The organism is Mesorhizobium sp. BH1-1-4 (genome assembly GCF_020165665.1).
GTDB lineage: Bacteria > Pseudomonadota > Alphaproteobacteria > Rhizobiales > Rhizobiaceae > Mesorhizobium.
In genome coordinates this window covers 237,818-263,944 of the sequence record NZ_JAIUIN010000006.1, presented here as the reverse complement: position 1 = coordinate 263,944, position 26,127 = coordinate 237,818, and the positions used below count along the sequence as shown (strand labels likewise).

The 26,127-nt window shown below is 63.2% G+C and carries 24 protein-coding genes; 7 read left to right on the top strand and 17 right to left on the bottom strand.

The genetic code is table 11. The features are described 5' to 3' along the window. Positions 1-3: 3 nt before the first annotated feature. Positions 4-1,542: an MFS transporter gene (locus LB569_RS14080; RefSeq protein ID WP_224692844.1), complete on the bottom strand. Its 1,539-nt coding sequence runs from the start codon at positions 1,540-1,542 to the stop codon at positions 4-6. A gap of 140 nt (positions 1,543-1,682) precedes the next feature. Between LB569_RS14080 and LB569_RS14075 the strand changes: the two genes are divergently transcribed. From LB569_RS14075 to msrB, 4 genes are all read left to right on the top strand, one after another. Then, complete coding sequence (locus tag LB569_RS14075) at positions 1,683-2,546, top strand: LysR family transcriptional regulator (protein WP_140702445.1); 864 nt, start codon at positions 1,683-1,685, stop codon at positions 2,544-2,546. A gap of 58 nt (positions 2,547-2,604) precedes the next feature. After that, positions 2,605-3,051, top strand: a complete 447-nt coding sequence (locus tag LB569_RS14070; RefSeq protein ID WP_224537491.1) for a GNAT family N-acetyltransferase — start codon at positions 2,605-2,607, stop codon at positions 3,049-3,051. 6 nt (positions 3,052-3,057) lie between these two features. Then, positions 3,058-4,248: a vWA domain-containing protein gene (locus LB569_RS14065; protein WP_224692843.1), complete on the top strand. Its 1,191-nt coding sequence runs from the start codon at positions 3,058-3,060 to the stop codon at positions 4,246-4,248. Positions 4,249-4,353: 105 nt separating this feature from the next. Continuing rightward, complete coding sequence (gene msrB / locus LB569_RS14060; protein WP_140702451.1) at positions 4,354-4,758, top strand: peptide-methionine (R)-S-oxide reductase MsrB; 405 nt, start codon at positions 4,354-4,356, stop codon at positions 4,756-4,758. A gap of 66 nt (positions 4,759-4,824) precedes the next feature. On the opposite strand, the gene LB569_RS14055 is transcribed toward msrB, so the two are convergent. From LB569_RS14055 to LB569_RS14045, 3 genes are all read right to left on the bottom strand, one after another. Beyond that, positions 4,825-5,124, bottom strand: coding sequence for a hypothetical protein (locus LB569_RS14055; protein ID WP_224692842.1), 300 nt, complete (start codon positions 5,122-5,124; stop codon positions 4,825-4,827). Continuing rightward, positions 5,121-5,570: a hypothetical protein gene (locus LB569_RS14050; RefSeq protein ID WP_140702455.1), complete on the bottom strand. Its 450-nt coding sequence runs from the start codon at positions 5,568-5,570 to the stop codon at positions 5,121-5,123. Before LB569_RS14050 ends, LB569_RS14055 begins: the two co-directional genes overlap by 4 nt. Positions 5,571-5,679: 109 nt before the next feature. Next, the gene (locus tag LB569_RS14045; RefSeq protein ID WP_224692841.1) at positions 5,680-6,222 is read right to left on the bottom strand and encodes a TetR/AcrR family transcriptional regulator; all 543 of its coding nucleotides are present in this window, start codon (positions 6,220-6,222) and stop codon (positions 5,680-5,682) included. A gap of 188 nt (positions 6,223-6,410) precedes the next feature. Between LB569_RS14045 and LB569_RS14040 the strand changes: the two genes are divergently transcribed. After that, positions 6,411-7,370, top strand: coding sequence for an alpha/beta hydrolase (locus LB569_RS14040; protein ID WP_224692840.1), 960 nt, complete (start codon positions 6,411-6,413; stop codon positions 7,368-7,370). Between the two features lie 113 nt (positions 7,371-7,483). On the opposite strand, the gene LB569_RS14035 is transcribed toward LB569_RS14040, so the two are convergent. The 11 genes from LB569_RS14035 to LB569_RS13985 form a co-directional block, all read right to left on the bottom strand. Next, entirely contained in the window at positions 7,484-7,744 is a 261-nt protein-coding gene (locus tag LB569_RS14035; RefSeq protein ID WP_140702457.1) for a DUF2312 domain-containing protein, read from the bottom strand. A 160-nt stretch (positions 7,745-7,904) separates the two neighbouring features. Beyond that, a complete protein-coding gene (gene pyc / locus LB569_RS14030; protein ID WP_224692839.1) occupies positions 7,905-11,363 on the bottom strand; it encodes a pyruvate carboxylase in 3,459 nt (1,152 codons plus the stop codon). Positions 11,364-11,649: 286 nt separating this feature from the next. Beyond that, the gene (locus tag LB569_RS14025) at positions 11,650-12,768 is read right to left on the bottom strand and encodes a branched-chain amino acid ABC transporter substrate-binding protein (protein WP_140702461.1); all 1,119 of its coding nucleotides are present in this window, start codon (positions 12,766-12,768) and stop codon (positions 11,650-11,652) included. A 137-nt stretch (positions 12,769-12,905) separates the two neighbouring features. After that, positions 12,906-13,253, bottom strand: coding sequence for a DUF6867 family protein (locus LB569_RS14020; RefSeq protein ID WP_140702463.1), 348 nt, complete (start codon positions 13,251-13,253; stop codon positions 12,906-12,908). Positions 13,254-13,269: 16 nt separating this feature from the next. Further along, on the bottom strand, positions 13,270-13,998 hold the full coding sequence (locus LB569_RS14015; RefSeq protein ID WP_140702465.1) for an ABC transporter ATP-binding protein: 729 nt from the start codon (positions 13,996-13,998) through the stop codon (positions 13,270-13,272). Further along, entirely contained in the window at positions 13,998-15,512 is a 1,515-nt protein-coding gene (locus LB569_RS14010) for an ATP-binding cassette domain-containing protein (RefSeq protein WP_224692838.1), read from the bottom strand. Before LB569_RS14010 ends, LB569_RS14015 begins: the two co-directional genes overlap by 1 nt. Continuing rightward, the gene (livM, locus tag LB569_RS14005) at positions 15,512-17,107 is read right to left on the bottom strand and encodes a high-affinity branched-chain amino acid ABC transporter permease LivM (protein WP_140702468.1); all 1,596 of its coding nucleotides are present in this window, start codon (positions 17,105-17,107) and stop codon (positions 15,512-15,514) included. Before livM ends, LB569_RS14010 begins: the two co-directional genes overlap by 1 nt. A 4-nt stretch (positions 17,108-17,111) precedes the next feature. Next, a complete protein-coding gene (locus LB569_RS14000) occupies positions 17,112-18,014 on the bottom strand; it encodes a branched-chain amino acid ABC transporter permease (protein WP_140702470.1) in 903 nt (300 codons plus the stop codon). 336 nt (positions 18,015-18,350) lie between these two features. Beyond that, positions 18,351-19,352, bottom strand: a complete 1,002-nt coding sequence (locus LB569_RS13995) for a 4-hydroxyproline epimerase (RefSeq protein ID WP_140702472.1) — start codon at positions 19,350-19,352, stop codon at positions 18,351-18,353. 31 nt (positions 19,353-19,383) lie between these two features. Beyond that, the gene (locus LB569_RS13990) at positions 19,384-20,691 is read right to left on the bottom strand and encodes an NAD(P)/FAD-dependent oxidoreductase (RefSeq protein WP_224692837.1); all 1,308 of its coding nucleotides are present in this window, start codon (positions 20,689-20,691) and stop codon (positions 19,384-19,386) included. 90 nt (positions 20,692-20,781) lie between these two features. Next, entirely contained in the window at positions 20,782-21,675 is an 894-nt protein-coding gene (locus LB569_RS13985) for a dihydrodipicolinate synthase family protein (protein WP_224692836.1), read from the bottom strand. A gap of 126 nt (positions 21,676-21,801) precedes the next feature. On the opposite strand from LB569_RS13985, the gene LB569_RS13980 reads away from it, so the two are divergent. Continuing rightward, on the top strand, positions 21,802-22,437 hold the full coding sequence (locus tag LB569_RS13980; protein WP_181173620.1) for a GntR family transcriptional regulator: 636 nt from the start codon (positions 21,802-21,804) through the stop codon (positions 22,435-22,437). A gap of 431 nt (positions 22,438-22,868) precedes the next feature. Here LB569_RS13980 and LB569_RS13975 read toward each other — a convergent pair whose 3' ends face one another. After that, complete coding sequence (locus tag LB569_RS13975; RefSeq protein WP_224692835.1) at positions 22,869-24,365, bottom strand: CoA-acylating methylmalonate-semialdehyde dehydrogenase; 1,497 nt, start codon at positions 24,363-24,365, stop codon at positions 22,869-22,871. A 153-nt stretch (positions 24,366-24,518) separates the two neighbouring features. Here LB569_RS13975 and LB569_RS13970 point away from each other — a divergent pair, with 153 nt between their 5' ends. Beyond that, positions 24,519-25,400: a LysR family transcriptional regulator gene (locus LB569_RS13970; RefSeq protein ID WP_140702482.1), complete on the top strand. Its 882-nt coding sequence runs from the start codon at positions 24,519-24,521 to the stop codon at positions 25,398-25,400. 30 nt (positions 25,401-25,430) lie between these two features. On the opposite strand, the gene LB569_RS13965 is transcribed toward LB569_RS13970, so the two are convergent. Then, the gene (locus LB569_RS13965) at positions 25,431-26,000 is read right to left on the bottom strand and encodes a hypothetical protein (protein ID WP_140702484.1); all 570 of its coding nucleotides are present in this window, start codon (positions 25,998-26,000) and stop codon (positions 25,431-25,433) included. Positions 26,001-26,127: the final 127 nt, after the last annotated feature.

Below are 26,127 nucleotides of genomic sequence, written 5' to 3'. Positions count from 1 at the left end.
CGCTCACTCGGCGGCGGCAAACCTTCTCTCCAGCGGCGCGACGCGCTTCGGTCCGAAGATGACGAAACCGATGATCGACAGGGCAAGAACGCCAATCCCGCAATAGAGCATGACCCAGCCGAAGCCATTGACCAGGGCTGCATGTACGATAGCGCCGGACGGGTCGAGGGTTGCGAGCGAGGGCGTCTCCCGCGCAAGGTCGGAGAGATTGCCGGTAGCGATCCTTTCCGCCAGCGTCCTTATCTCACCGGCATCAAGAGCCGGGCCGAGCGCCTTGCCGAGATAAGCGGCGATGCCTTGCGTCAGCAAAAGGCCCAGAACCGCTATATTGATGGCGAGCGTGATCAACCGCGCGCTGATATCGATGCCGGAAGCCATGCCGGCCCGGTCCGGCGACACCGCGCCGGTCGTGGTGTTGGTGGTCGGTGAATTGGTCAGGCCGATGCCGATGCCGGCGATCAGCGTGCCCGGCAGCATGGTCATCCAGTTCGCTCCCTCCAGCCTGGATCCGACCCACATGGCGATGAAGCCGATCCCCAGCGTCAACAGGCCGAGCGGAATGGCAATCCGCGCCTGATACCGTGCGCGCAGGCGCTCGGCGAGCGGCGGCATGACCATGAACGGCAGCGTATAGACCAGCAGCAGAAGGCCGGTGGTTGTGCTGTCGTATCCAAGCACCCCGGAATAATAGATCGGCAGATAGATGATGAACGGCCAGTAGCTGAAATTCATGGCGATCGCGCCCATGATCGCGCCCGAAAACTGGCGGATTCGGAAGACGGAGAAATCGAACATCGGATAGGGATTGATCTTTTCGGCGACAACGAATGCGATGAAGGCCGCCACCGACGCGATGGTCACGCCGATGCGGACGCCTGTGCCGAGATCGCCACCTTGCGTGATCAGATAGGAGAAGCCGAAAACCGCGGCCGAAAGTGTCAGCATGCCCGCCCAGTCGAGCTTCCGGGCGTTGTGATCGCGCGATTCCGTCACACCGGCGCCGATGAAGGCGAGCGCCAGGATAGCCAGCGGCACGTGGATCAGAAATACCCATTGCCAGTTCGACAACGCCACGATCAGCCCGCCGATGGCGGGGCCGAACCCGAGCCCGATGCCGGCCACGACGCTCCAGGCGACGAAGGCCTTGCCGCGCGCCTTTCCATCCTGGAACTGATGCGACAGCACGGCCACGCTGCAGGTCAGCATCGCCCCGCCCGCGAGCCCCTGCAGAAAGCGCGCGGCAATCAACAGCGGCGCGCTGGTCGCCAGGCCGCACAGCAGCGATGCGAGGCCGAAGGCGACGGTTGTGGCCACCATCACGCGCTTGCGGCCGAAACGATCGGCCAGGGTGCCCGTCGCCATCAGCACCGTGGTGCAGGCGATCGTATAGGCGTTCATGATCCATTGCAGGTCTTTGAAGTCGGCGGCGAGAACGCTTTCCAGTTTCGACAGGATCACCGGCACGCTGGAGATTTCGAGCCCGAACAGCAGCGACGCCAGGCACACGCCGGTCAGCGCGATGGTGTTTCGTTCAAACGGCATATCGGTCCTCGCAACATTGAGATGAGCGGCAGTGCTCTTCCGCGGTCAGCGTGGAATAAAGGAGACTCGACCATGAAAAAAGGCTATGAATTTCTATTTCAGAAATGACAAAATCGAATGCCTACCCAAAGAGGTCCTGAATGACCAGCCTAGACGTCGATGCCGTTCGCACCTTTGTGATGGTGGCCGACCTGCAGAGCTTTACCCGTGCCGCCGCCGCGCTCGGCAGCACCCAGGCAACGATCAGCGTCAAGCTGCGCCGGCTCGAGGAAAAGCTCGGGGCGCGGCTGATCGAACGCACGCCGCGCCGGGTCAGCCTGTCGCCGAAGGGAGCGGTTTTTCTCCCGTCCGCACGAGATTTCCTTGCCGCGCATGAGCGCGCCATGGCGGAGTTTGCCGCCGCCCCTTGCCGGCTTGCGCTCGGCTTTGTCGATCACGCGGCCGGCCCGGAGCTTTCCGTCCTGATCGCCCAGATCCACGCGCATGATCCTTCGCTCACGCTCAGTCTGAGGATCGACACCAGCACGGTGCTGAAAGAGGCGTTCGATCGCGGCGAACTCGATGCGATCATCGTGCACCGCGAAGGCGACAGCCGTCCGGGCCGGACCTTGTCGCGCAACCATTATGGCTGGTTCGCGACCCCTTCCTTCGAATGGCAGCGCGGGACGCCGCTACGCCTCGCTCTCCTGAGCACCATATGCAGCTGCCCGGACCGTGTGCGGGCGGTCGAGACACTGGACAAGGCTGGCATCGCCTGGGAGGAGTCCTTCGTCGGTGGCGGTGGCGCGGCCGTCAACATTGCGGTGTCGGCGGGCTTTGCGGTTTCCGCCCTCGCCCACCGCGTCGCTCCTCCAGGACTGGTCGAAGTCAGCCGCAAGCTCGGCCTGCCGCCGCTTGATCCGTCCGAAGTGGTGCTGCATTCGCACAGGCTGGCGCCGCGAGCCCGCGAGGCACTGCATATGCTGGCGACCGCATTTGGCGAGTACAATTCGCCGGCGGTTTAGGCGAAACTGCGCGCAACCCTGATTCTGTCTGGACGGATCAGGCCCTGGAGGAGGCGAAATGACCGAAATCACCGTCCGCCCGCTCGCGCAATCCGACCATGCCGACTGGCGGCGCCTGTGGACCGACTACCTGACCTTCTACGAGACGAAGCTGCCGGAAGAGGTCTACGCGATCACCTGGAAGCGGCTGTTCACGGCTGGCGAGTTCGAGCCGAAGGGTTTTATCGCAACCCTAGACGGCAGGGCCGTCGGCCTCACCCATTATCTCTACCACCGCTCCGGCTGGTCGGAGAAAAACAACTGCTACCTGCAAGACCTGTTCGCCGACCCTGATGTGCGCGGCAAGGGCATCGGCGCCGCCCTCATCGAAGCGGTGAAGCAGGAGGCCGGCAAGATCGGGGTGAAAAACGTCTACTGGATGACGCACGAAACCAACGCCACCGCGCGCAAGCTCTACGACCGCGTCGCGCGCAGGACGGGCTTCATCGAGTATGATTTGCTGTAACCGGCCATGTTCCTTCCCTTCTTCCTCGAACTGAAGGCAGCACGCGTTCCCGTCTCGCTCAGGGAATATCTCTCTCTGCTCGAAGGGCTGGAAGCCGGGCTTGTCGATTATGACGTCGAGGGGTTTTACTACCTCGCCCGCGCCGCCCTGGTGAAGGACGAGCGCCACATCGACCGCTTCGACCAGGTCTTCGCGCATGTCTTCAAGGGCATCGAGGCGCTGGGCGGACCGGATGCGGTTGATGTCGCCAATATCCCTGAGGAATGGCTGCGCCGGCTCGCCGAAAAGCACCTGACCGAGGAAGAGAAAAAACTGGTCGAGGCGCTCGGCGGTTTCGAGAAGCTGATGGAGACCTTGAAGCAGCGGCTCGAGGAGCAGAAGGGCCGTCACCAGGGCGGCTCGAAATGGATCGGCACTGGCGGCACTTCGCCCTTCGGCGCCTATGGCTACAATCCCGAAGGCGTGCGCATCGGGCAAGCTGAAAGCCGCAACCGGCGCGCGGTGAAAGTCTGGGACAGACGCGAATTCAGGAATTTCGACGACGCGGTCGAACTCGGCACCCGCAACATCAAGATCGCGCTGAAGCGCCTGCGCCGCTGGGTGCGCGAGGGTGCCGAGGAAGAGTTCGACCTGCCCGGCACCATCCACGCCACCGCCGAGCACGGCTATCTCGATGTCCAGACACGGCCCGAGCGCCGCAACGCGGTGAAGCTTCTGATGTTCTTCGATGTCGGCGGCTCGATGGACGATCACATCAAGAGCGTCGAGGAGCTGTTTTCGGCGGCGCGCGCCGAATTCCGCCAGCTCGAATATTTCTATTTCCACAACTGCCTCTACGAAGGCGTGTGGAAGGACAATCGCCGCCGCCATGCCGAGGTGATTTCGACCTTCGACCTCATCCACAAATACGGCCCCGACTACAAGGTCATCGTCGTCGGCGACGCCTCGATGAGCCCTTACGAGATCGCTCACCCCGGCGGCTCGGTAGAGCATTGGAACCCGGAAGCCGGTTCGGTTTGGCTCGGCCGGCTCTTGCAGCAATGGCCGAACGCGGTGTGGCTGAACCCCGAGAGCGAAAAGAACTGGGGCTACACCCATTCGATCGCCATGATCCGCGGCATCTTCGGCGACCGCATGTTCCCCATGACGCTCGCCGGGCTGGAGGCGGCGACCAGACAATTGTCTCGGAAACATTGAGACGGGCGACATGCCAGACACTGGGCAGACGTGTAACAAACGCCTATCTTTTGGCGAATAGCGATTACAACCAACAACGAGCCGCCAAGGCCGAGGAGATTCTTCATGGACACCCACGCCTATCCCGTCACCCGCACCGATGCCGAATGGCGCGCCCGGCTGACTCCTGAGCAATACGCCGTCATGCGCAACCACGGCACCGAGCGGCCGGGCAGCTGCGCCCTGCTCTACGAGAAGCGCGCCGGCACTTTTTCCTGCGTCGGCTGCGACCAGCCGCTGTTCCAATCCACACTGAAGTTCGAGAGCGGCACCGGCTGGCCGAGCTTCAACGATCCCGTTCCGGGTTCCGTCGAGAACACCGTCGACCGCAGCTACGGCATGGTCCGCACCGAATGCCACTGCTCCCGTTGCGGCAGCCATCTCGGCCATGTCTTCGAGGACGGCCCGCCGCCGACAGGCCTGCGCTACTGCATCAACGGCGTGGCGCTGAAATTCGAGCCGGCGGCCTGAACAAGGCGTCAGCATCTCTCGCGAAGGGCGGCTGCGGCCGCCCTTTTTCGTAATTGGATGCCTGCCTCAGACGACGACCGTGGCGATCAGCCAGAGCGCCGAACCCAGCATCATCAGCGAGGCCTTGGCGCCGCCGGATTTCTCGGCGGTCCGCCAGACGGCCAGAGTGAGAAAGACGTTGTAGGGCACCGGCGCGAAATGCACCGCCAGCACCAGCGCGAGCGGCATCTTCAGGCCGAGCAGCACCAAGGCTGCCGCCGATGAAGCGATGTTGATTGCAGTGGCGATCAACATCGTGTCGCGCCAGAACAGCCTCTCCAGCGGTATCTGCCCACGCCAGCGCGCGCCGAAGAAATCCACCATCATGGCGGCTTACCCCGCCCAAGCACTTCGACAACAGCGTGCTCGACACGCGAGCATTCCGTTACCAGCCAGTCGGTCATCGCCGGCCAATTGTCCTCGGCAAAGCAGTTCACCCGCCACATCGAATTGATGCCGAGGCCTTCGCAGCTTTGTTCCGGCCGGAGCTTCAGCCTGTCCTCGATCGCCGGCCGGAACGGCTCCAGCCGCGCCCACGCCTGCGTGGCGCCGAACTTCTCGTTGCGGCCGAAGAAGACGCCGACATGGTTCTGCGCCGGCGCGACATACATGGAAAGGACCAGGGCGAAGTCGGGCAGCCCGCGCTGCCAGAACCAGGGCCCGCGCCGCGCCAACCGGGCTCTTTCTTCCGGATGCCGTTCGGCAAACAGCGACCAGAAGCCGCGATGACGGAATTCCAAGGCACGACGGCCGCCGAAGTCGAATTCGCTCATGGCTTCAATCGTATGATGGCTGGCTCTATCCGCCCGCCGAAGCTGTTGCCGGCCTTACACCATGCCGAGCGCGGCCATGTAGAGATCGAGTATGGACCCATCTTCCCGTTCAACCGACACCTGCCGATTTCGATCGCAGGCCAAGCAGAACCTGGTCGACGAGCGCCTCGCCATATTCTTCCGTCAATGGCGCGGATCGCAGAAGCAGCCGGAAGTAGATCGGGCCAATGATCGCGTCGACCAACAGCTCGGAATTGATGTCCGGATGGAACTCGCCATCAGCCTTGCCTCGCTCCAGCTCGGCGATGGCCGCAGCCCGTGAGGGCCACATGTGCTCTTGGTAGAGTTCTTTCAGGATGGCGGGTTCGCTCTGGCCTTCGGCGATCAGGCCGGCCATGACCTTTCCGAACAATCCGTTGAACTCTCCGATCAGCCGCCGGACCCTGTTGCGGATGGTTTGCTCGGCCGTCGCGGCCTCCACTGGGTCACGCTTGTTGTGTATGCGCTCCGCGAACATGGCCAGGATCAGGGCGCCTTTGGTCGGCCACCATTTGTAGAGAGTCGGCTTTCCGACCTTGGCCCGCTTGGCCACCATTTCCATCGTCAAGTCGCGTGCGGACCGCCCCTGCAGCAGCTCATAGACCGCTTCCATGATGGCGGCGTGCGCCTCTGCAGCTTCGCTGCGAGGTCGCCCAGGCCGAGCGGGTGGGTTCACGGTTCCAGACATTGGGCATGCAATATCGAAACGTACCGTAAAGTCAATTGACATGCTTCGTAATTTACGATACGTTCCGTAATTATAAAAGATTCCCGACCTTTAACCCACGCGGAGACTCAAGCATGTGGAATTCTCCCGACAGGCACCCTATCCCTCCCGAAACGCGGTCCGCGTTCCATCCCATCACACCCGAAGACAAAATCGCGATTGCTGGATTGCGGACGCTGGTTGAGCCGAACAAGGGAAAGATGCAGGGAATAGCCGCACGTGAAATCTTTGACGCAATCATCAGCCACGTCGTTGCACCAGAGGACGTGACCTTTCGACCCGGCACCGTAGGCGGCATCGCGGGCTGGTGGTGTCAGCCATCCGATGCGCGACCGGGACAGGCGCTCCTCCACCTGCACGGTGGCTGGTACAATTGGGGCACTGCCCAGGCGTACCGGCACTTTGCCGGGCATATCGCCAAGCGGGCTGGGGCCCAAGCTTTCGTGCCGGATTACCGGCTTGCTCCCGAGCACCCGTTCCCAGCCGCCGTGCTTGACGCGCGGGCCTGCTATCGTGGGCTCATCGACAGTGGGCTGCGCAGCATTGCGCTTGTCGGGGACTCGGCCGGCGGCGGCCTGGCACTGGGACTGCTGTCGTTTGTGTCGAGGTCGGCCAGCGAAACCAGGCCCGTGGCGGCGGTCGCACTGTCGGCTGTGACAGACCTGACGCTTTCCGGGGCAAGCTGGGAGGATCGGGCCGTCGCAGATCCCTACTTCACGCGGTCGCAGGCCGCCGAACTGGTTTACGCATATATGGCGGGCCATGACCCCATGGACCCGCTTGCCTCGCCCCTCCACGGCGACCTGGCAGGTCTACCGCCGCTGCTGATCCATGTCGGGGATGACGAGGTGCTGCTGGAAGACTCCCGCCGTTATGTCGCGCGGGCTATCGCGGCCGGCGTCGATGCAAAACTCGAAGTGTGGGAGGGCATGCCGCACGGCTTCACCTCCGACGTCGGCCGGCTTTCGGCGGCGACAAAGGCGTTGGATACGATCGGAGCATTCCTCTCCGAACGACTTACGGCCGAGACTTGACGTCCGTTGGCGAGAAAAGCAAAGAAACGACCCGGACTCGCCAATGCCGGCGGCCTTTGAAGCCGCTCTTCACGCACAAATGGACGCCATCAAGACGAGTGTTGCGATTATGATCACTCCATGCCGAGCGCGGCCATGTAGAGATCGAGGATGGCATCCTCTTCCTGGCGCTCGGCCTGGTCCTTCTTGCGCAACCGGATGATGGTGCGAATTGCCTTGGTGTCGAAGCCGGTGCCCTTGGCCTCGGCGAACACTTCCTTGATGTCGTCGGAAATTGTCTTCTTTTCTTCCTCGAGCCGCTCGATGCGCTCGATCAAGGCACGCAGCTGGCCGGCGGCAACAGTCTGGCTGGTTTCGGTGATATCGTCGGCCATGTTTTTCTCCAGGGAACGGTTCCGCGCCGCGACTCGGGAACCGTGCCGCGGCGAATTTCAGCGGTTCGATGCCCGACCGGGGCCGGCGGGTCAAGCTGTTATCGAATGAGCGGTGAGGGCTGCCGCCAGAAGCCGCCAGCCATCCAGCAAGGGTGCCTGGCTAATTGAACGCTATGAGCAGATCCTTGGCATCGATCTGGTCGCCTGCCTTGACCAGCACCTCGGCAACCGTGCCGTCGCGCTCGGCATGCAGCGCCGTCTCCATCTTCATCGCCTCGATGGAAAGCAGCACGTCGCCGGCCTTCACCGCCTGGCCAGCTGCCACCGAAAGCGCCGAGACCACGCCCGGCATCGGTGCCCCGACATGCGCCTCGTTGCCGGGCTCGGCCTTGCGGCGTGCCTTGGCGGCGGATACGCCATGCGCCCGGTCGGGCACCTTCACGCGGCGCGGCTGGCCGTTGAGCTCGAAGAACACGGTGACCATGCCTTTGTCGTCGACATCGCCGATGGCGAGGCAGCGCACGACCAGCGTCTTGCCCTTCTCGATATCGACGAAAATCTCGTCTTCGGACTTCATGCCGTAGAAATAAGTGGGCGTCGGCAGGACGCTGACCGGGCCATAGGTCTCTTGCGCCGCGACGAAGTCGGAAAACACCTTCGGATACATCAGCCACGAGGCGAACTCGTATTCCGACAGCTTGCGCTCGAGCTTGTCCTCGATCTCCTTGCGGCTCTTTTCGAGGTCGGCCGGCTTGAGCAAGGATCCAGGCCGCGCCGTGATCGGCTTGTCGCCCTTCAGCGCCTTCTTCTGCAGCCCCTGTGGCCAGCCGCCCGGGGACTGGCCGAGATCGCCGCGCAGCATCGAGACGACCGAGTCCGGGAAGGCGATGTCGCGCGCCGGGTTCTCGACATCGGCAACGGCCAGGTCCTGGCTCACCATCATCAGCGCCATGTCGCCGACGACCTTGGACGACGGCGTCACCTTGACGATATCACCGAACATCAGATTGACGTCGTGGTAGGTCTGCGCCACCTCGTGCCAGCGTGTCTCCAGCCCGAGCGAACGTGCCTGTTCCTTCAGATTGGTGAACTGCCCGCCGGGCATTTCGTGCAGATAGACCTCCGAGGCCGGCCCTTTCAGGTCGCTCTCGAAGGCGGCGTACTGGTTGCGCACCGCTTCCCAGTAGAACGAGATCTTGCGAATCCACTGCGGGTCGAGGCCTGGATCGCGCTCGGTGCCCTTCAGCGCTTCGACGATCGAGCCCAGGCATGGCTGCGAGGTGTTGCCGGAGAAGGCGTCCATCGCCGCGTCGATGGCGTCGACGCCGCTTTCCACCGCCGCCAGCACCGTCGCGGCCGACAGGCCCGACGTGTCGTGGGTGTGGAAATGGATCGGCAGGTCGGTCGCCTCGCGCAGCGCCTTGAACAGCACACGGGCCGCCGCCGGCTTCAGCAGGCCGGCCATGTCCTTGACCGCGATGATGTGGGCGCCGGCCGCCTGCAATTCGCAGGCGAGCCCGACATAATATTTGAGATCGTATTTGGCCCGCGCCGGATCGAGGATGTCGCCGGTATAGCACATCGCCGCTTCGATCAGCTTGCCCTCGGCCCCCACCGCGTCCATGGCGACGCGCATGTTCTCGACCCAGTTCAGGCAGTCGAAGACGCGGAACAGGTCGATGCCGCCCGCCGCCGCCTGCTTGACGAAATGCTGCACGACATTGTCGGGATAATTGGTGTAGCCGACGCCGTTGGCGCCGCGCAGCAGCATCTGCAGCAACAGGTTGGGCGCGGCTTCCCGCACCAGCGACAGCCGCTCCCACGGATCCTCGGTGAGGAAGCGCATGGCGACGTCGAAAGTGGCGCCTCCCCAGCACTCCAGCGACAACAGTTGCGGCAGCGCCCGCGCGTAAGTGCCGGCGATGCCGGCAATGTCATGCGTGCGCACACGGGTGGCGAGCAGCGACTGATGGCCGTCGCGCATCGTCGTGTCGGTGACCAGCACTTGCCTCTGCTCGCGCATCCAGCCGGCGAATTTCTCCGGCCCAAGCACGTCGAGCTTCTGCTTGCTGCCACCAGGCACATTGCCGTTGAGGTAGGGCACCACGGGCGCGGCCGCGTCCGCCTTCGGCATTGGCCGGCCGCGCGTCTCGGGATGGCCGTTGACGCTGACGTCGGCCAGATAGTTGAGCAGCTTGGTGGCGCGGTCCTGGCGCTTGACCTGCTGGAACAGCTCCGGCGTCGTGTCGATGAACCTGGTCGTATAGGAATTGTCGGCGAAGCTCGGGTGATTGATGATCGCTTCGAGGAAGGTGAGGTTGGTGGCGACGCCGCGGATGCGGAATTCGCGCAGGGCGCGGTTCATGCGGGCGATCGTCTCGGCCGGTGTCGGCGCCCAGGCGGTGACCTTCTCCAGCAGCGGATCGTAGAAGCGGGTGATGACCGCGCCGGAATAGGCCGTGCCGCCATCGAGGCGGATGCCGAAGCCGGTGGCGCCGCGATAGGCGGTGATGCGGCCATAGTCCGGAATGAAATTGTGCTCCGGGTCTTCCGTGGTGATGCGGCATTGCAAGGCATGACCGTTCAGCCGGATGTCCCGCTGCGCCGGCACGCCCGATTCCGGCGTGCCGATGGCGAAGCCGTCGAGGATGTGGATCTGCGCCTTCACGATGTCGATGCCGGTCACCATCTCGGTGACGGTGTGCTCGACCTGGATGCGCGGATTGACCTCGATGAAGTAGAACTTGCCGGTGTCGGCGTCCTGAAGGAATTCGACCGTGCCGGCGCCGATATAGCTGGTCTCGCGCGCGATCTTCAGCGCGTAGCCGCAAAGCTCCTGTCGCAGGTCCTCGCTGAGATAGGGCGCCGGCGCGCGTTCCACGACTTTCTGGTTGCGGCGCTGGATCGAGCAGTCCCGCTCGAACAGATGCACGGCGTTGCCATGCGTGTCGCCAAGCACCTGCACCTCGACATGCCGGGCGCGCTCGATCAGCTTTTCGAGATAGACCTCGTCCTTGCCGAAGGCGGCTTTCGCCTCGCGCTTGCCTTCCATGACCTCGCGGGCGAGCTCGGCCTCGGAACGGATGGCGCGCATACCGCGGCCACCGCCTCCCCACGAAGCCTTCAGCATGACCGGATAACCGACCGTCTTGGCGAGCTCCTTGACGGCTTCCATGTCGTCCGGCAATGGATCGGTGGCCGGCACCACGGGCACGCCGACCTCGATGGCGAGATTGCGCGCGGCGACCTTGTTGCCGAGGCGCCGCATCGTGTCCGGCTTCGGACCAATGAAGGTGATGCCTGCTTGCGCGCAGGCCTCGGCGAATTCGGGGCTTTCCGACAGCAGCCCGTAGCCGGGGTGGATGGCATCGGCGCCCGACAGCCTGGCGACGCGGATCACCTCCTCGATCGACAGATAGCTCTCGATCGGCCCCATGTCCTTGCCCAGATGCGGGCCGCGCCCGACCTGGTAGCTTTCGTCGGCCTTGAAGCGGTGCAGCGAATATTTGTCTTCCTCGGCCCAGATCGCCACGGTTTTGAGGCCCAGCTCGTTGGCCGCGCGAAAGACGCGGATGGCGATTTCTGACCGGTTGGCGACGAGGATCTTCGTGATGGCCAAGGATTGGGCTCCAGCAACGGAAGGAACGGGAAATCGCGGCAATGATTAGCGTGAAAATGCTGCAGTGCAAACAAAATCGGCACAGATTTAAACCGATTTAGGTCAATTATCCGGCCAACACTCGCACGCATCGGTTCGAACGGACGGAACAATGGCGACAATTTCGATCCTGGATGCGATCTCTCCTGGCTGACGAAGGCTCACCCTGACGTAGCCGGCTGCAGGCGCGCGTAAAAAAATGCCCGGCGCGAGGCGCCGGGCATCGTTGGTTGCGGAACCGAATGAATTACGACTTCGGGAACCAGGAATACTTCCCGTCGTCCTTCTTCTTCCATTCGTACATGATGTAGCCCGGCAGCTTCGGGTCGCCCTTGGCGTCATAGGCGAGATCGCCCAGCACGGTCGGGTACGGTCCGTTTTCATGCAGCGCCTTGGCAACGGCCTGCGGGTCGTTCGACTTGGCGTTGGTAGCCGCTTCGGCGATCGCCTGCACGGCTGCGTAGGCGTAAAGCGTGTAGGCTTCCGGCTCGAAACCCTGCGCGCGGAACTTCTCGACGAGTTCCTTGTTGGCCGGGATCAGGCGCGGGTCGGGGCCGAACGTGTTGAGCGTGCCGGCGACGGCGTCGCCCGCGATCGCGGCGAGTTCGTCCGTGACGATGCCGTCACCCGACATCAACGTGGCCTTGAGGCCCTGGTCCGCGGACTGGCGGATGATCAGGCCGGCTTCGGTGTGCAGTCCACCCCAATAGATCAGGGTGACGCCGGCTTCCTTCATCTTGGCGATGAGCGCCGAGAAGTCCTTGTCGCCGACATTGACGCCTTCATACATCACTTCCGTGACGCCGGCGGCATTCATCGCCTTCTTGGTTTCGTCGGCAAGGCCCTGGCCATAAGGAGTCTTGTCATGGATGACCGCTACCTTGGCATCCTTGAAATTCGCCGCGATGTAGGCGCCGGCGATGCCGCCCTGCTGGTCGTCGCGTCCGCAGGTACGGAACACGTTCCACAGGCCACGCTCGGTGAACTTCGGATTGGTCGCGGCCGGCGTGACTTCGACGATGTTGTTTTCAGCGTAGACTTCCGAGGCCGGGATCGACACGCCCGAGTTGAAGTGGCCGACCACGAACTTGACGCCGTCGCCGACGAACTTGTTGGCGACCGAGATGCCCTGCTTCGGATCGGAGACGTCGTCGCCGACTTCGAGCTTGATCTGCTCGCCATTGATGCCGCCCTTGGCATTGATGTCGGCAACGGCTGCTTCCGCGCCCTTCTGCAGCTGTGCGCCGAAGGCAGCGTTCGGGCCGGTGATCGGACCGGCAACGCCGAACATTACATCAGCCCACGCATTGCCGCCGAACGCGACGAGCGCGGTCAGGGCCACGGCGGACAAAAGTGACTTTTTCATTTAAACGCTCCCATTAACGGAGTGGGCGTGGATGAAGCTTTCATGCGATGCCCACCCTTATCGCAGAAAGCATAGTTTGCCGATTTTCAGGCACTTGTCACGCCGATTCATCCCTGACGCGGCGTTAATGATGAACGTCAACCTTTCGGTTTCCAGCTCAAGATTGAAGCTCTTTCGTAGAGCCAATTATACTGTGTGACCATCTGGTTCGTTCGTGTGTATTGATAGCCGACGAAGCCCAGTATCATCAGCACGATGGTGTCGACGATATAGTAATGCAGCGAGAACATCGTGCCATTGAACAGCGCGTGGTGGATGAAGCGGATGCCGACGCCGAGCCCGAGCAGATAGGCAAACAGCTGGATGAAGCTGCGCCATGTCTGAGCGCTGGCCTTGCCGGTCATCCAGGCCGCCCAGCCGCCGAGCAGGCAGGTGACGAAGAAGAACTGCCAGACCGACGGTTCCTCGTAGAGAATGCCTTGCATGGGAAGTCTCCTGAACTCAGTGATGTCCGCCTTCGAGATAGGCGGCGCGCACTTCCGGATTGGCGAGCAGCTCCTTGCCGGTGCCGCTCATCGTCACATTGCCGTTGACCATGACATAGCCGCGCGTGGCGAGCTTGAGCGCGCCGAACGCGTTCTGCTCGACCAGGAACACGGTCAGCCCTTGCGTGCGGTTCAACTCGCGGATGGCATCGAAGATCTGCTTGACGATCAGCGGCGCCAGACCCAGCGACGGCTCGTCGAGCAGCAGCAGCTTCGGCCGCGCCATCAGCGCGCGCCCGATCGACAGCATCTGCTGCTCTCCGCCCGACAGCGTGCCGCCGCGCTGGGCGATGCGTTCCTTCAGGCGCGGGAACAGCGTGAACACCTTCTCGACGTCCTCGTCATAGTGCTTGAGGTTGTCGAGGCTGGCGCCCATCTGCAGGTTTTCCATCACCGTCATGCGCGGAAAGATGCGCCGGCCCTCGGGCGATTGCGCGATGCGCAGGCGCGCGATCTCGTGCGTCGGCAACTGGGTGATGTCGGTGCCGGCGAAGGTGATGGTACCCGTTCGGGCGCGTGGCGCTCCGAATATGGTCATCATCAGCGTCGATTTGCCGGCGCCGTTGGCGCCGATCAGCGCGACGATCTCCCCCTCGTTGACGGAGACATCGACGCCGTTGAGCGCACGGATGTTGCCGTAATAGGTCTGCACGCCCTTGATATCGAGCAGCGTTTTCCCGGCCATCACTTGCCCCCTCCGCGCTTGCCCGTCGCAGGCTTGGTCGCGGCTTTCCCCGACGCCGCGCCGGCAGTCTTTCCGGACGTATGGCTGGTCGCCACCTTGCCGGCGTCGACGCGGCGCGAGAACTCCGTATCCTTGCGCCGGTCGAGCAGCTTGGCTTGCTTGACCCATTCCTCGCGGCTGATGCGTCCGTCGAAGGCGAGATAGGCTTCGACCGCCTCGACGTCGGCTTTCTTCCAGGCGCCGATCTGGTCGAAGTGGAAAATGCCGTGTTCGTTGAGCTTCTTCTCGTTGACCGTGCCGATGCCCTTGATGCGGGTCAGATTGTCGGCCTTGCCGCCACGCGGGGCAGGGAGACGGTTCGAAACGCCTTCGGCCTTCGCTGCAGGAGCCTTGGCAGCCATTTTCCTTGGTGCCGCCTTCTCCGCGGCGGGCTTGGCCGGCGCCGGCGTTGTCGCAACAGGCCTGCTTGCCACGCTGACGGCACGGGCATCGACCTGCGCCGCTTTGGAGGCGCCTTTCGACACGGTTACGCGTTCACCTTGGCTATGGCCGACCGTGTCGCTCACCGGACCGGCTAGATACGACGACGATGTTCCCGGGCCATGCGCGGAGTCAGGACCGATGTCGAGCTGTTCGATGACGTCCTCGTCGCCGACTTCGGTGAGCACGGTCTCGACCTCCTCGTCGTCGACGCCGAGATAGGCGGCGATGACGCGCGGATCGGTGCGCACCGACTGCGGATTGCCGTCGGAGATCTTACGGCCATATTCCAGCACCACGACATGGTCGGAGATCTGCATGACCACCGACATGTCGTGCTCGATCAGGAGGATCGAGGTGCCTGTCGTGTGCTTGATCCCCATCAACAGTTCGTTGAGAGCCGCCGATTCCTTCGGGTTGAGACCGGCCGCCGGTTCGTCGAGGCACAGAAGCTCCGGGCCGGTGCACATGGCGCGCGCGATCTCGAGCCGCCGCTGCGCGCCGTAAGGCAGGTCGCCGGCCGGATCGTCGGCGCGATCGACGAGATCGGCCTTCTCCAGCCAGTGCTTGGCGAGCTCCACCGATTCGGCCGAGGCCTTTCGATAGCCGCTGAAGCCAAACAGCCCTAGGATCGTGTAGCCCGAAGCTTTCATCAGCTTGTTGTGCTGGGCGACCAGCAGGTTCTCCAGCAGCGTCATGCCTGAGAACAGGCGGATGTTCTGGAAGGTGCGCGCCACCTTGGCGCGCGCCGGGATCTCATGGTTGGGCAGCCGTTCCAGCAGGTAGCTGGAGCCATCGGCGCGGTTGAGCGTGATCATGCCTTCCGAAGGCTTGTAGAAGCCGGTGATGCAGTTGAACACGGTGGTCTTGCCGGCACCGTTGGGCCCGATCAGCGCCGTGATCTCGCCGCGCCGGGCTTCGAACGACAGGTCGCCGATGGCGACCAGGCCGCCGAACTTCATCGACAGGTGCTCGACCTGCAGAATGGCGTCTTTCATGCCCGGATTGGTCCTCTGAATTGCGCTTGCGTTCATCAGCCGTGTCCTTCCTTGGTGAAGGAGCTCGAGACAGCCCTTCGCTCCTTGAGGAAGGCGGTCGGCTCACGACTGCCCACGAAGCCGCGCGGCTTCCACAGCATGACGATGACCATGGCCATGCCGAACAGCAGCATGCGGTAGAGTTCCGGCGTGAAATCGGGCCCGAAAACCTGCTTGAGGAAGTCGAGTTCGCGCAGCGCCTCGGTGCCGCCGATCATGACCAATGCCGCGACGGCGATGCCGACCAGCGAGCCCATGCCGCCAAGCACGACGATGGCCAGGATGATGGCCGATTCCAGGAAGACGAAGGATTCCGGGCTGACGAAGCCTTGCCGGGCGGCGAAGAATGCGCCGGCGAAACCGCCGAACATGGCGCCGGTGGCAAAGGCGGTCAGCTTGGTCGTCGTCGTATTGATGCCGAGCGAACGGCAGGCGATCTCGTCCTCGCGCAAGGCTTCCCAGGCGCGGCCGACAGGCATGCGCCTCAGCCTGATGGTGACGAAGGCGGTGAGCATGCAAAGCGCCAGGATCAGGTAGTAGAGGAAGATCTTGTAGTAGGCACTCGAGGTCGCGAGGTGCAGGACCTTGGCGATATAGTTGGGGTCCGAGACATTGAAGGTCATCAGGCCGAAGAAGGTGACTTTCGGGATGCCGGAGATACCGGCCGATCCGTTGGTCACGTCGCGCCAGTTGATCAGCACCAGGCGGATGATCTCGCCGAAGGCAAGGGTGACGATCGCCAGATAGTCGCCGCGCAGGCGTAGCACCGGAAAGCCGAGCAGCACGCCCCAGAAGGCGGCCATGGCACCGGCCGCCGGAAGCAGTATCCAGAACGACAGGCCATAGGTCGTGCCAAGCAGCGCATAGGCGTAGGCGCCGACCGCATAGAAGGCGACGTAGCCGAGATCGAGCAGTCCGGCGAGGCCGACGACGATGTTGAGGCCCCAGGCCAGCATCACATAGATCAGGATCTGGATGCCGAAATTGTCGACCCATTTCAGCGAGCCCTGCAGCCCGGTGGCGATAGACCACGACATCAACGACAGCACGACGACGACAAGGATCGGATAGAGCACCAACGCGGCAATGCCGAGTTTAGTGAAGTTGGCGTGGATGAACCCACGGAAGTAATAGATCACGCAGGCCAGCACGTAAATGACCGCCAGCGCGCGCAGGAACTGCAGATAGCCTGCCGGTTCCGCTCCGACCCATCCGGCGAGCGAGCTGTTGAACACGAACAACAGCACCGCCGCGACGATTGCCGCTATGAACCAGGGCAGTTGGAAGAAGCGCGATGCGACGCTGGCTGGCAACAGGCCGGTGGCGACATTGGTGATTTTCTGGTTGGCCATGAAAGGCTGGCCATAGGCGACGTAGAGGAAACGGCCGACGGCCGTGGCGATGACCACGGCGGCCAGCAGGCCCCAGCGCTGCACCAAGACCAGTTCGTTGGAGATGTTCTGGTCGGTCTTGAGGCCGATGAACAGCACGAACAGGCCAAGCGCGATGGCGCCGGCATAGAAGCCCTCGCGCAGCGCGCGCTGCATGGGACTGGCGACGGTGTCGCGCTCAGGAGATACGGTCACGGCCATGGTCTCAGACCTTTTCGACTTCTGGCCGGCCCAATATGCCGGAAGGCAGGAAGATCAGCACGATCGCCAGGATCGAAAACGCCGCGACGTCCTTGTAGTCGATGGAGAAGTAAGCCGACCACATGCTTTCGATGAAGCCGATCAGCAAGCCGCCCAGCACGGCACCAGGCAATGAACCGATACCGCCAAGCACCGCCGCCGTGAATGCCTTCACACCCGGCGTAAAGCCGTCGGAGAAGGCGATGACGCCGTAGTACATCAGGAACAACGTGCCGGCGACGGCCGCGAGTGCTGCACCCATGATGAAGGTGATCGAGATGGTGCGGTCGACGTCGATGCCCAGCAGTGCCGCCATCTTGCGGTCCTGCTCGCAGGCGCGTTGCGCCCGGCCAAGCGAGGTCTTGTTGACCAGGTACCAGAACAGCGCCAGCAGCAAGGCCGTGACGATGACGATGATGATCTGCTTCAGCGACACGCTGACGCCGTTGATGTTGTAGACTTGGCTGACCATCGGCGGGATCGGCTTGTTGCGCGGCCCTTGCGTCACCTGGACGAAGTTCGACAGCGCGATCGACATCCCGATCGCGGTGATCAGCGGCGCCAGCCGGAACGAACCGCGCAGCGGCCGGTAGGCCACCTTCTCGATCGTCCAGTTGTAGAGGCTGGTGAGCAGCATCGCCACGACCATCATGATCAGCAGCGCGATGACCACGGGCACCGAATAAAACAGCGAAGTCAGGATCAGGAAAACGATCAGCGCCGCGAAGGCGCCCACCATGAAGATATCGCCATGGGCGAAATTGATCATGCCGATGATGCCGTAGACCATCGTGTAGCCGATCGCGATCAGCCCATAGATCGATCCCAGCGTCAGCCCATTGATAAGCTGCTGGACAAAGTACTGCATGTGTACATGGCTCCCCTGGAATGTCGCCCATGCAGACGCATTCCTTTTCGTATTTCCCCTAGTCGTAAAGTTTCGAGCCCGGATTGCAACGTGATTTTTCTGATCGCTCCGCGTGCTTCCACATCACGCCTTTCCGATCGCACGTTTTTTGCACCCGACCCCTGGACTATCGCGGACCCTATCATTGGCATAACGCAATGTCTTTGACGATTGAGGCGCATCATGCGCCGCGTTTCGAAGAAATCACCGTCAAAATTAGGTGATGAGAGGAATCCTTGCGTTCCTGACACGGTTCGCTTTTTCGTCACACTCATTTCCGTTGGGTCAGGATTCTCCTTACCTGACCACAAAACCGTGCGCGAACGGATCGCGGTCGTCGATGAAGATGGTGTTCAGTCCAGTCATCCTCGCCCAGCCGCCGATCGATGGGATGATCGCCGATTTACCAGCCACGGTGACCTCCTTTTCGACCTTGCCCTTGAACAGCGAACCGATGATCGATTCATGGACGAAGGCGTCGCCGGCCTTGAGCTTGCCCTTGGCATGGAGCTGCGCCATGCGCGCCGAGGTGCCCGTGCCGCAGGGGGAGCGGTCGATCGCCTTGTCGCCGTAGAAGACGGCATTGCGCGCATCCGCGCCCTCGACCGTCGGCTTCCCGGTCCACAGCATGTGCGACAGTCCGGCGATGCCGGGATTTTCCGGATGGACGAAGGTGTACTTCTCGTTGAGCCGCTGCCGCACCACCGGACTCCAGGCGATGAAGTCCCCGGCGGAATGATCGGCCATGTCACGGTAGTTCGCCTGCGGCTCGACAATGGCGTAGAAATTGCCGCCATAGGCGACATCGACTGATATCTCGCCGAGCCCCGGACATTCGACCGTCAGCCCTTCGGCATGGAGGAAGGACGGCACGTTGGTGATGCGCACCTCCTCGACATACTCGCCGACCTGTTTGTATTCGGCGATGACAAGGCCGGCCGGCGTGTCGAGCCTGAGCACGCCGGGCGTCTTCGGCTTGATCAAGCCGTGCTCGATGGCCATCGTCACCGTGCCGATGGTGCCGTGGCCGCACATGGGCAGGCAACCGGAGGTCTCGATGAACAGGATGGCGATGTCGCAATCCTCGCGCGTCGGTGGGTAGAGGATCGAGCCGGACATCACGTCATGGCCGCGCGGCTCGAACATCAGCCCGGTGCGGATCCAGTCATATTCGGCAAGAAAATGCGCGCGCCGCTCCATCATCGTCGAGCCCTGCAGCAGCGGGCCGCCGCCGGCGACCAGCCGCACCGGGTTGCCGCAGGTGTGGCCGTCGATGCAGAAGAAGGATTTCTTGGCCATGTCGCTCCTCGAAAATCAAAACCCGAAAAAATCAAAATCGTTGTGGGCTGAAGGGGGCCGGATCAACGGACGAAGTCTGCCCCAGAACGAATTCCAGGATCAACCGTCCGGTTGCCGCGGCCTGGGTCAGGCCGAGATGGCCGTGGCCGAAGGCATAGATAACCTGACGGCTTCGCGTCGCCCTGCCAATGACGGGTACCGAATCCGGCAGCGAGGGCCGGAACCCCATCCATTCGCGCCCGCCGGAGGGATCGAGCCCCGGCAGGAATTTCCGCGCCTTTTGCAGGAGCGCTTTCGACCTGTCGAAATTGGGCGGCCGATCGATGCCGCCGAGCTCCACGGCACCGCCGACACGCAGGCCGGTTTCGAGCGGGGTGATGACGAAGCCGTGGCCGGAGAAGATCAACTGCCGCTTCACGTCGAAGGCGCCCTTCGGCAAGGTCGTGTTGTAGCCGCGTTCGGTCTCCAGCGGAATGCGATCGCCGAGTTGTCGCGCCAGCAGGTGCGACCATGCGCCCGCGGCTATGACGAGTTGCCTGGCTTGCCTCGTCGAGCCGTCGGCCAGCGTCAACACAGCGCCTTCCTGGTCTGCGGCGACCCGCTCGACGCGGGCCATCTCGAAGCGGGCACCCCTGGACTGCGCGTAAGCCCACACCGCCTTGCCGAGCAGTTTTGGGTCGGCGACCGTCTTCCATCCCGGCACGAAGGTGCCCTTGACGAAACGCGGCGACAGCCCCGGCTGCAAGCCCGCCAGTGCCTCGCCCTCGACATGTCGGAAGCCGATGCCGAAACGCTCGCGCGCCGCCCAGCCCGACAGCGAGGCGCGGAATTCCGCCTCGCTTTCGTAGAGTTCGAGCGAGCCGTCCTCTCGCAGCATCGGCCGCGTTCCGGAACGATCGAGCAGATCCATCCATTCGGCCTCGGCAAGCTTCATCATGCCGGCCTGCGCCGTCAGGCTCGCCTCGTATTTCCCCGGCGCGCCAGCGCGCCAGAACCGGATCAACCAGGGCAGAAGCTTCGGCAGGTAGGCAGGCGGGATGCTGAGCGGGCCGAGTGGATCGGCGAGCCATTTCGGCAGCTGCCGGATCATGCCCTTGTGGGCCAGCGGCAGCACGTCGGAGAAGGCAAAGGCGGCGGCGTTGCCGGAGCTCGTCTCCTCGCAGATGCCGGTGCGGTCGAAAACCGTGACATCCAGCCCCGCCTCGGCCAGGAAGGCCGCCGCGCAAATGCCGATGATGCCGCCGCCGATGATGGCGATGTCTGCCCGAAGGGCGGATGAGGGGCTGTGCCCCTCGTTTGCCAATTTGGAATCATCCTGCACGTGGGCGCTGCCCCTCATCTGGCTGCCCGTCCTTCGCGGCAGCTGCGCTGCAGCTACGGAGGGTGAACCGCCGTCTTCTCCCCGTGAACGGGGAGAAGAAACTTCTCCTCAGAACTGCGGCAGCGTTGGCCGCACCGCGAGCGCGTCCTTGACGATCTTCTCGACCGCCTTGCGGCGCTCGCCCGACAGCGGCTGGCGCGGCATGCGCACGCGGTCATTGGTGTTGATGGCGAACACTTCGGCGAGCTTGATGTTCTGCACCAGATAGGTCGAGACGTCGAGATCGAGCAGCGGCCGGAACCAACGGTAGATGGCGAGCGCTTCCTCGCGGCGGCCCTGCTTCATCAACTGGTAGATGGCGACGGTCTCGCGCGGGAAAGCGGTGACCAGGCCGGCCACCCAGCCGATGGCGCCGACCGACAGCGCCTCGAAGGCGAGGTTGTCCACACCGGTGAACAGGTCGTAGCGGCTGCCCAGGCGATTGATGATCTCGGTCGAACGCCTGATATCGTCGGAGGACTCCTTGATGGCGACGAAGCGCTTGTCCGACGCCAGTTCCTCCATCTGGTCGACGCTGACGTCGACGCGATAGGCGAGCCTGTTGGAGTAGATCATCACCGGCAGGTCACCGGCTTCGGCGACGGCGCGGAGAGCCGCGACCGTCTCTTCCGCGTTGGTATGGTAGATCGGGCTCGGCACCACCATCAGGCCGTTGGCGCCTTCCTTGGCGGCACGCCTGGCGATGCTGGCCGCCTCGCGGGTGCCAGCCTCGTTGACCGTCAGCAGCACCGGCTTCTTGCCGGCGACCTTCTGCGCGGTCTTCAGCACCTCGATCTTCTCGTCCGGCGACAACATCGGCCCTTCGCCGAGCGAGCCGCAGACGATGATGCCGTCACAGCCCGCATCCATCTGCAGGCCGAAGCAGCGCTCCATCTCGGCATGATCGAGCCGGTCGTCGGCGGTGAACTTGGTCGTGACGGCGGGGAAAACTCCGGTCCACATGGCTATTTCTCCATCTGATATATCAGCGGTATATCTGTTAGGAAAGCCGCTGTCAATGCGGATTCCGTTATGATATATTCTAGATATATCAGGAGACCGCCTTTGATATCCATCGAAGCAAGCACCATGCCCGAGCCCGCGGCGGCCAGGGCCTACCGTGTCCTAGAACACATGATCGTCACGCTCGAACTGGCGCCGGCGAGCTTTGTCACCGAGGGCTCCCTGATCGATCGGCTGGCGCTTGGCCGCACGCCGGTGCGCGAGGCGATCCAGCGGCTGGCCTGGGAGGGACTGCTCGATGTCAGGCCACGTGCCGGCATCGCCATCGCACCGCTGCATCCCGGCGACTGGCTGCGCGTGCTCGACGCAAGGCGCGGCGTCGAGGTGGTGCTCGCACGATCGGCCGCCCGCTTCGTCACCCGCGAGGCCGCCGACCTGTTTCACGAGGCCGCACTTGCCATGCAGAAGGCGGTCATCTCGGGCAACGTGCTTGCCTTTATCCAGGCCGACAAGGCGCTCGACGACGCGCTGGCGCTGGCCGCCGACAACCCGTTCGCCGCGAGGCTGGCCGCCCCGTTGCAGACCCACAGCCGCCGCTTCTGGTTCCGCTACAAGGCCGACACCGGCCTGGCCGAATCCGCCGAGCACCATGTCGCGTTGATCCGGTCGATCCTGGACGGCGACGAGGAAGGCGCCGCCAAGGACGCCAAGAAGCTGATGGCGCTGCTGCGCGGCCATGCCGAGGTGGCTGCGACCCGATAGCTGCGAGAGCGAGAAGGCTAATAGCTCAGGCGCCCGGCAAGGCCGCCTTGATCGTTGGGCTGTCCCAGCCCTCGCCGACCGACAGGATGCAACTCTGGCCCTTCGTGTCGGAAGCCAGAACCGTCCAGTGCCGTGATCGGAAACGAACACTTCGAGGACCACATTGGGATTGATCAGGCCGCGCCCGGCTTCGCTTTCGTGGAAGTTCTCCCGAGCGCTTTCACGATATCGGCGCGTGCCGCGCCGGTTCCATCACATTAGCGTTTGCAAAAACAAAAGGCCTAAGTCGGGGACTTAGGCCTTGAGCAAAATCGCGTCTTCTCGTTCGGCTTTAGTTCATCGTCGGGATGACGAACTAGGCACCGTCCTTGATGCCAGCCCGCGCGCCCGCGGCCGAAGGCGAGGACGCGCAGACCAAGAAAACGTCCGGCTTAGTTCATCGTTGGGATGACGAACTCGGCACCGTCCTTAATGCCGGACGGCCAGCGCGACGTCACCGTCTTGGTCTTGGTGTAGAAGCGGAAGGCGTCCGGGCCATGCTGGTTGAGGTCGCCGAAGGAAGACGCTTTCCAACCGCCGAACGTGTAGTAGGCAATCGGCACCGGGATCGGCACGTTGACGCCGACCATGCCGACCTGGACCCTGGAAGCAAAGTCACGCGCGGCATCGCCGTCGCGGGTGAAGATGGCGACGCCATTGCCCATCTCGTGGTCGTTGGCGAGCTTGATCGCATCCTCGTAACGCGGCGCCCGCACCACAGAGAGCACCGGTCCGAAGATTTCTTCCTTGTAGATGCGCATGTCCGCTGTCACGTTGTCGAACAGGCAGCCGCCCATATAGTAGCCGTCCTCATAGCCCTGCATCTTGAAGCCGCGGCCGTCGACGACGAGCTTGGCGCCTTCCTTGACGCCGGTGTCGACGTAACCCTTGACCCGCTCCAGCGCCTGCGCCGTCACCAGCGGGCCGAAATCGGCGGTCGAATCCGTCGACGGACCGACCTTCAGGCTCTCGACGCGCGGGATCAGCTTTTCCATCAGCCGGTTGGCGGTATCGTTGCCGACCGGGACGGCGACCGAGATCGCCATGCAGCGCTCGCCAGCCGAACCGTAGCCGGCGCCGATCAGTGCGTCGACGGTCTGGTCCATGTCGGCGTCGGGCATGATGATCATGTGGTTCTTGGCGCCGCCGAAGCACTGCACGCGCTTGCCCGCCGCCGTGCCGCGCGAATAGATGTAATGGGCGATCGGCGTCGAGCCGACAAAGCCGACGGCCTTGATATCGGGATCGTCGAGGATGGCGTCGACCACTTCCTTGTCGCCGTTGACGACATTGAGGATGCCGGCGGGCAACCCTGCTTCGAGGAACAGTTCGGCGATGCGCATCGGCACGCCCGGATCACGCTCGGACGGCTTGAGGATGAAGGCGTTGCCGCAGGCGATGGCCGGTGCGATCTTCCACAGCGGGATCATGGCCGGAAAATTGAACGGCGTGATGCCGGCGACGACGCCGAGCGGCTGGCGCATCGAATAGACGTCGATGCCGGGGCCGGCGCCGTCGGTGAACTCGCCCTTCATCATGTGCGGCGCGCCGATGCAGACCTCGACCACTTCGAGGCCGCGCTGGATGTCGCCCTTGGCGTCGGCGATGGTCTTGCCATGTTCGCGCGCCAGGATGTCGGCCAGTTCGTCATAGTCGCGGGCGACCAGTTCGAGAAACTTCATCAGCACGCGCACGCGGCGCTGCGGGTTGGTGGCAGCCCATTTCGGCTGCGCCGCCTTGGCGTTCTCGACCGCCGCGCGCAGTTCCGCCTGCGAGGCCAGCGCCACCGTGCCGCGCACCGTGCCGTCCATCGGCTGCATCACGTCCTGCTTGCGGCCGCTGGTGCCGGCGACATGCTTGCCGCCGATGTAATGACCGTACTCGATCATGATTTCTCTCCCTGGGTTTGATGATGATGCATTGTCCGCCTTTGCGCGGGCGATGGCAACGCGAGGGAGATCGCAACCGTTGTGCGAAAAATAGACAGCGGCAGTTGATTGTGCATTAATTGCCGCAAATGACGCTTATCGTCGGGAGGGTAGATGAACTGGGATGACGTCCGCATCTTTCTCGCCGTGGCGCGTGCCGGCCAGATCCTGGGTGCGGCCAAACGCCTGGAGCTCAACCACGCCACCGTCTCGCGCCGCATCGCGGCCCTTGAAGAGGCGCTCAGGACAAAACTCTTCCGCCGGCTGACCACCGGCAGCGAACTGACGCCGGCCGGCGAGCGCTTCCTCGACATCGCCGAGCGCATGGAAGGCGACATGATCGCCGCGCGCTCGACCATATCGGGCGAGGGCGACGATGTTTCAGGAACCGTGCGCATCGGCGCGCCCGACGGCTTCGGCGTCGCCTTCCTGGCCAAGCGCCTGGGCGAGCTCACCGCCCTTCACCGCGAACTCACCATCCAGCTCGTGCCGGTGCCGCGCTCCTTCTCGCTGTCGCGGCGCGAGGCCGATATCGCGATCACCGTCGAGCGGCCGACCGAAGGGCGGCTGGTCGCGAGCAAGCTGGTCGACTATACCCTCGGGCTGTTCGCCGCGCGCGCCTATGCCGAAGCCAATGGCTTGCCCAAAACCGCCGCCGATCTTGGCCAGCACACTCTCATCGGTTATGTGCCGGACCTCATCGTCAGCCCCTCGCTCGATTATGCCGCCGAGTTCAGCGCCGACTGGCATACCAGCTTTGCCATATCCTCGGCGCTCGGCCAGGCCGAGGCCGTGCGTTCGGGCGCCGGCATCGGCATCCTGCACACCTTCGTCGCCCGCTCGATGCCGGAACTGGTGCCGGTCGACATCGTCGCGCCTATCCGCCGCGCCTACTGGCTGGTCTATCACGAATCGGTGAGGCCGCTGCGCCGCGTCCAGATCGTCGCCAGCTTCATCACCAAGGCGGTGGAGCGGGAACGGGGCCTGTTCCTGTGAACCCAAAAATCTGGAAGCACTGCGCGCAGGTCAGGGCGGGTCCAGGATGAACGAATTGACCACACGCTCTGCTTTGTCCGCGAGCGGCGTCCACATCTGCGCCACTTGCTCGGCACTTTGGCCCATCACGGAGCAGTTCACATAGCCGTAACTCGCGCCCCGAACCGAAAACGCGAATCTGGAATGGCCATGGATGGTCGTGTCCTGGCTGAGAACCGTGAACTTCGCGTCCGCAAGGCGCACAGGGTAGCCATCGGGGAACGTCGAGAGCCTGTCATTGCTGAAATCGGCCGTGTTGAATGAGGGCCCGAATGTCTTCTTCCAATTGTCCATCGACCAGCCTTCGATGTATTCGCGCGTACTGGATTGCGAGTTCGCTGCCGAACGATCGTAAATTGAGGCCGATACCATGCAGGTCAGATCGGCGGACACCACGCTCAGCTTTATCTCTTCATCGGAAGGCGATTGGATGGTCCAGTCCGAGGGAAAGGTCAGCGAGAACCCGTTCTTCTGATCATGAAAGGTCTTGTCTTCCGCATTGGCTGCAAAAGTACAGGACAGAGTTGCAAGAGTGGTAATCGCAAAGCTTAAACGTATCATCGGTGCTTTCGAATGCCTGGCCGGAATGTCCGTATGGGAGATGTCACCTTAGCATATCACGATCAGGCGACATCCGCCGCCTTTTCCTTGCCACAAAACCGGCCTGTGTGGCATCAGGCGTGCGGTC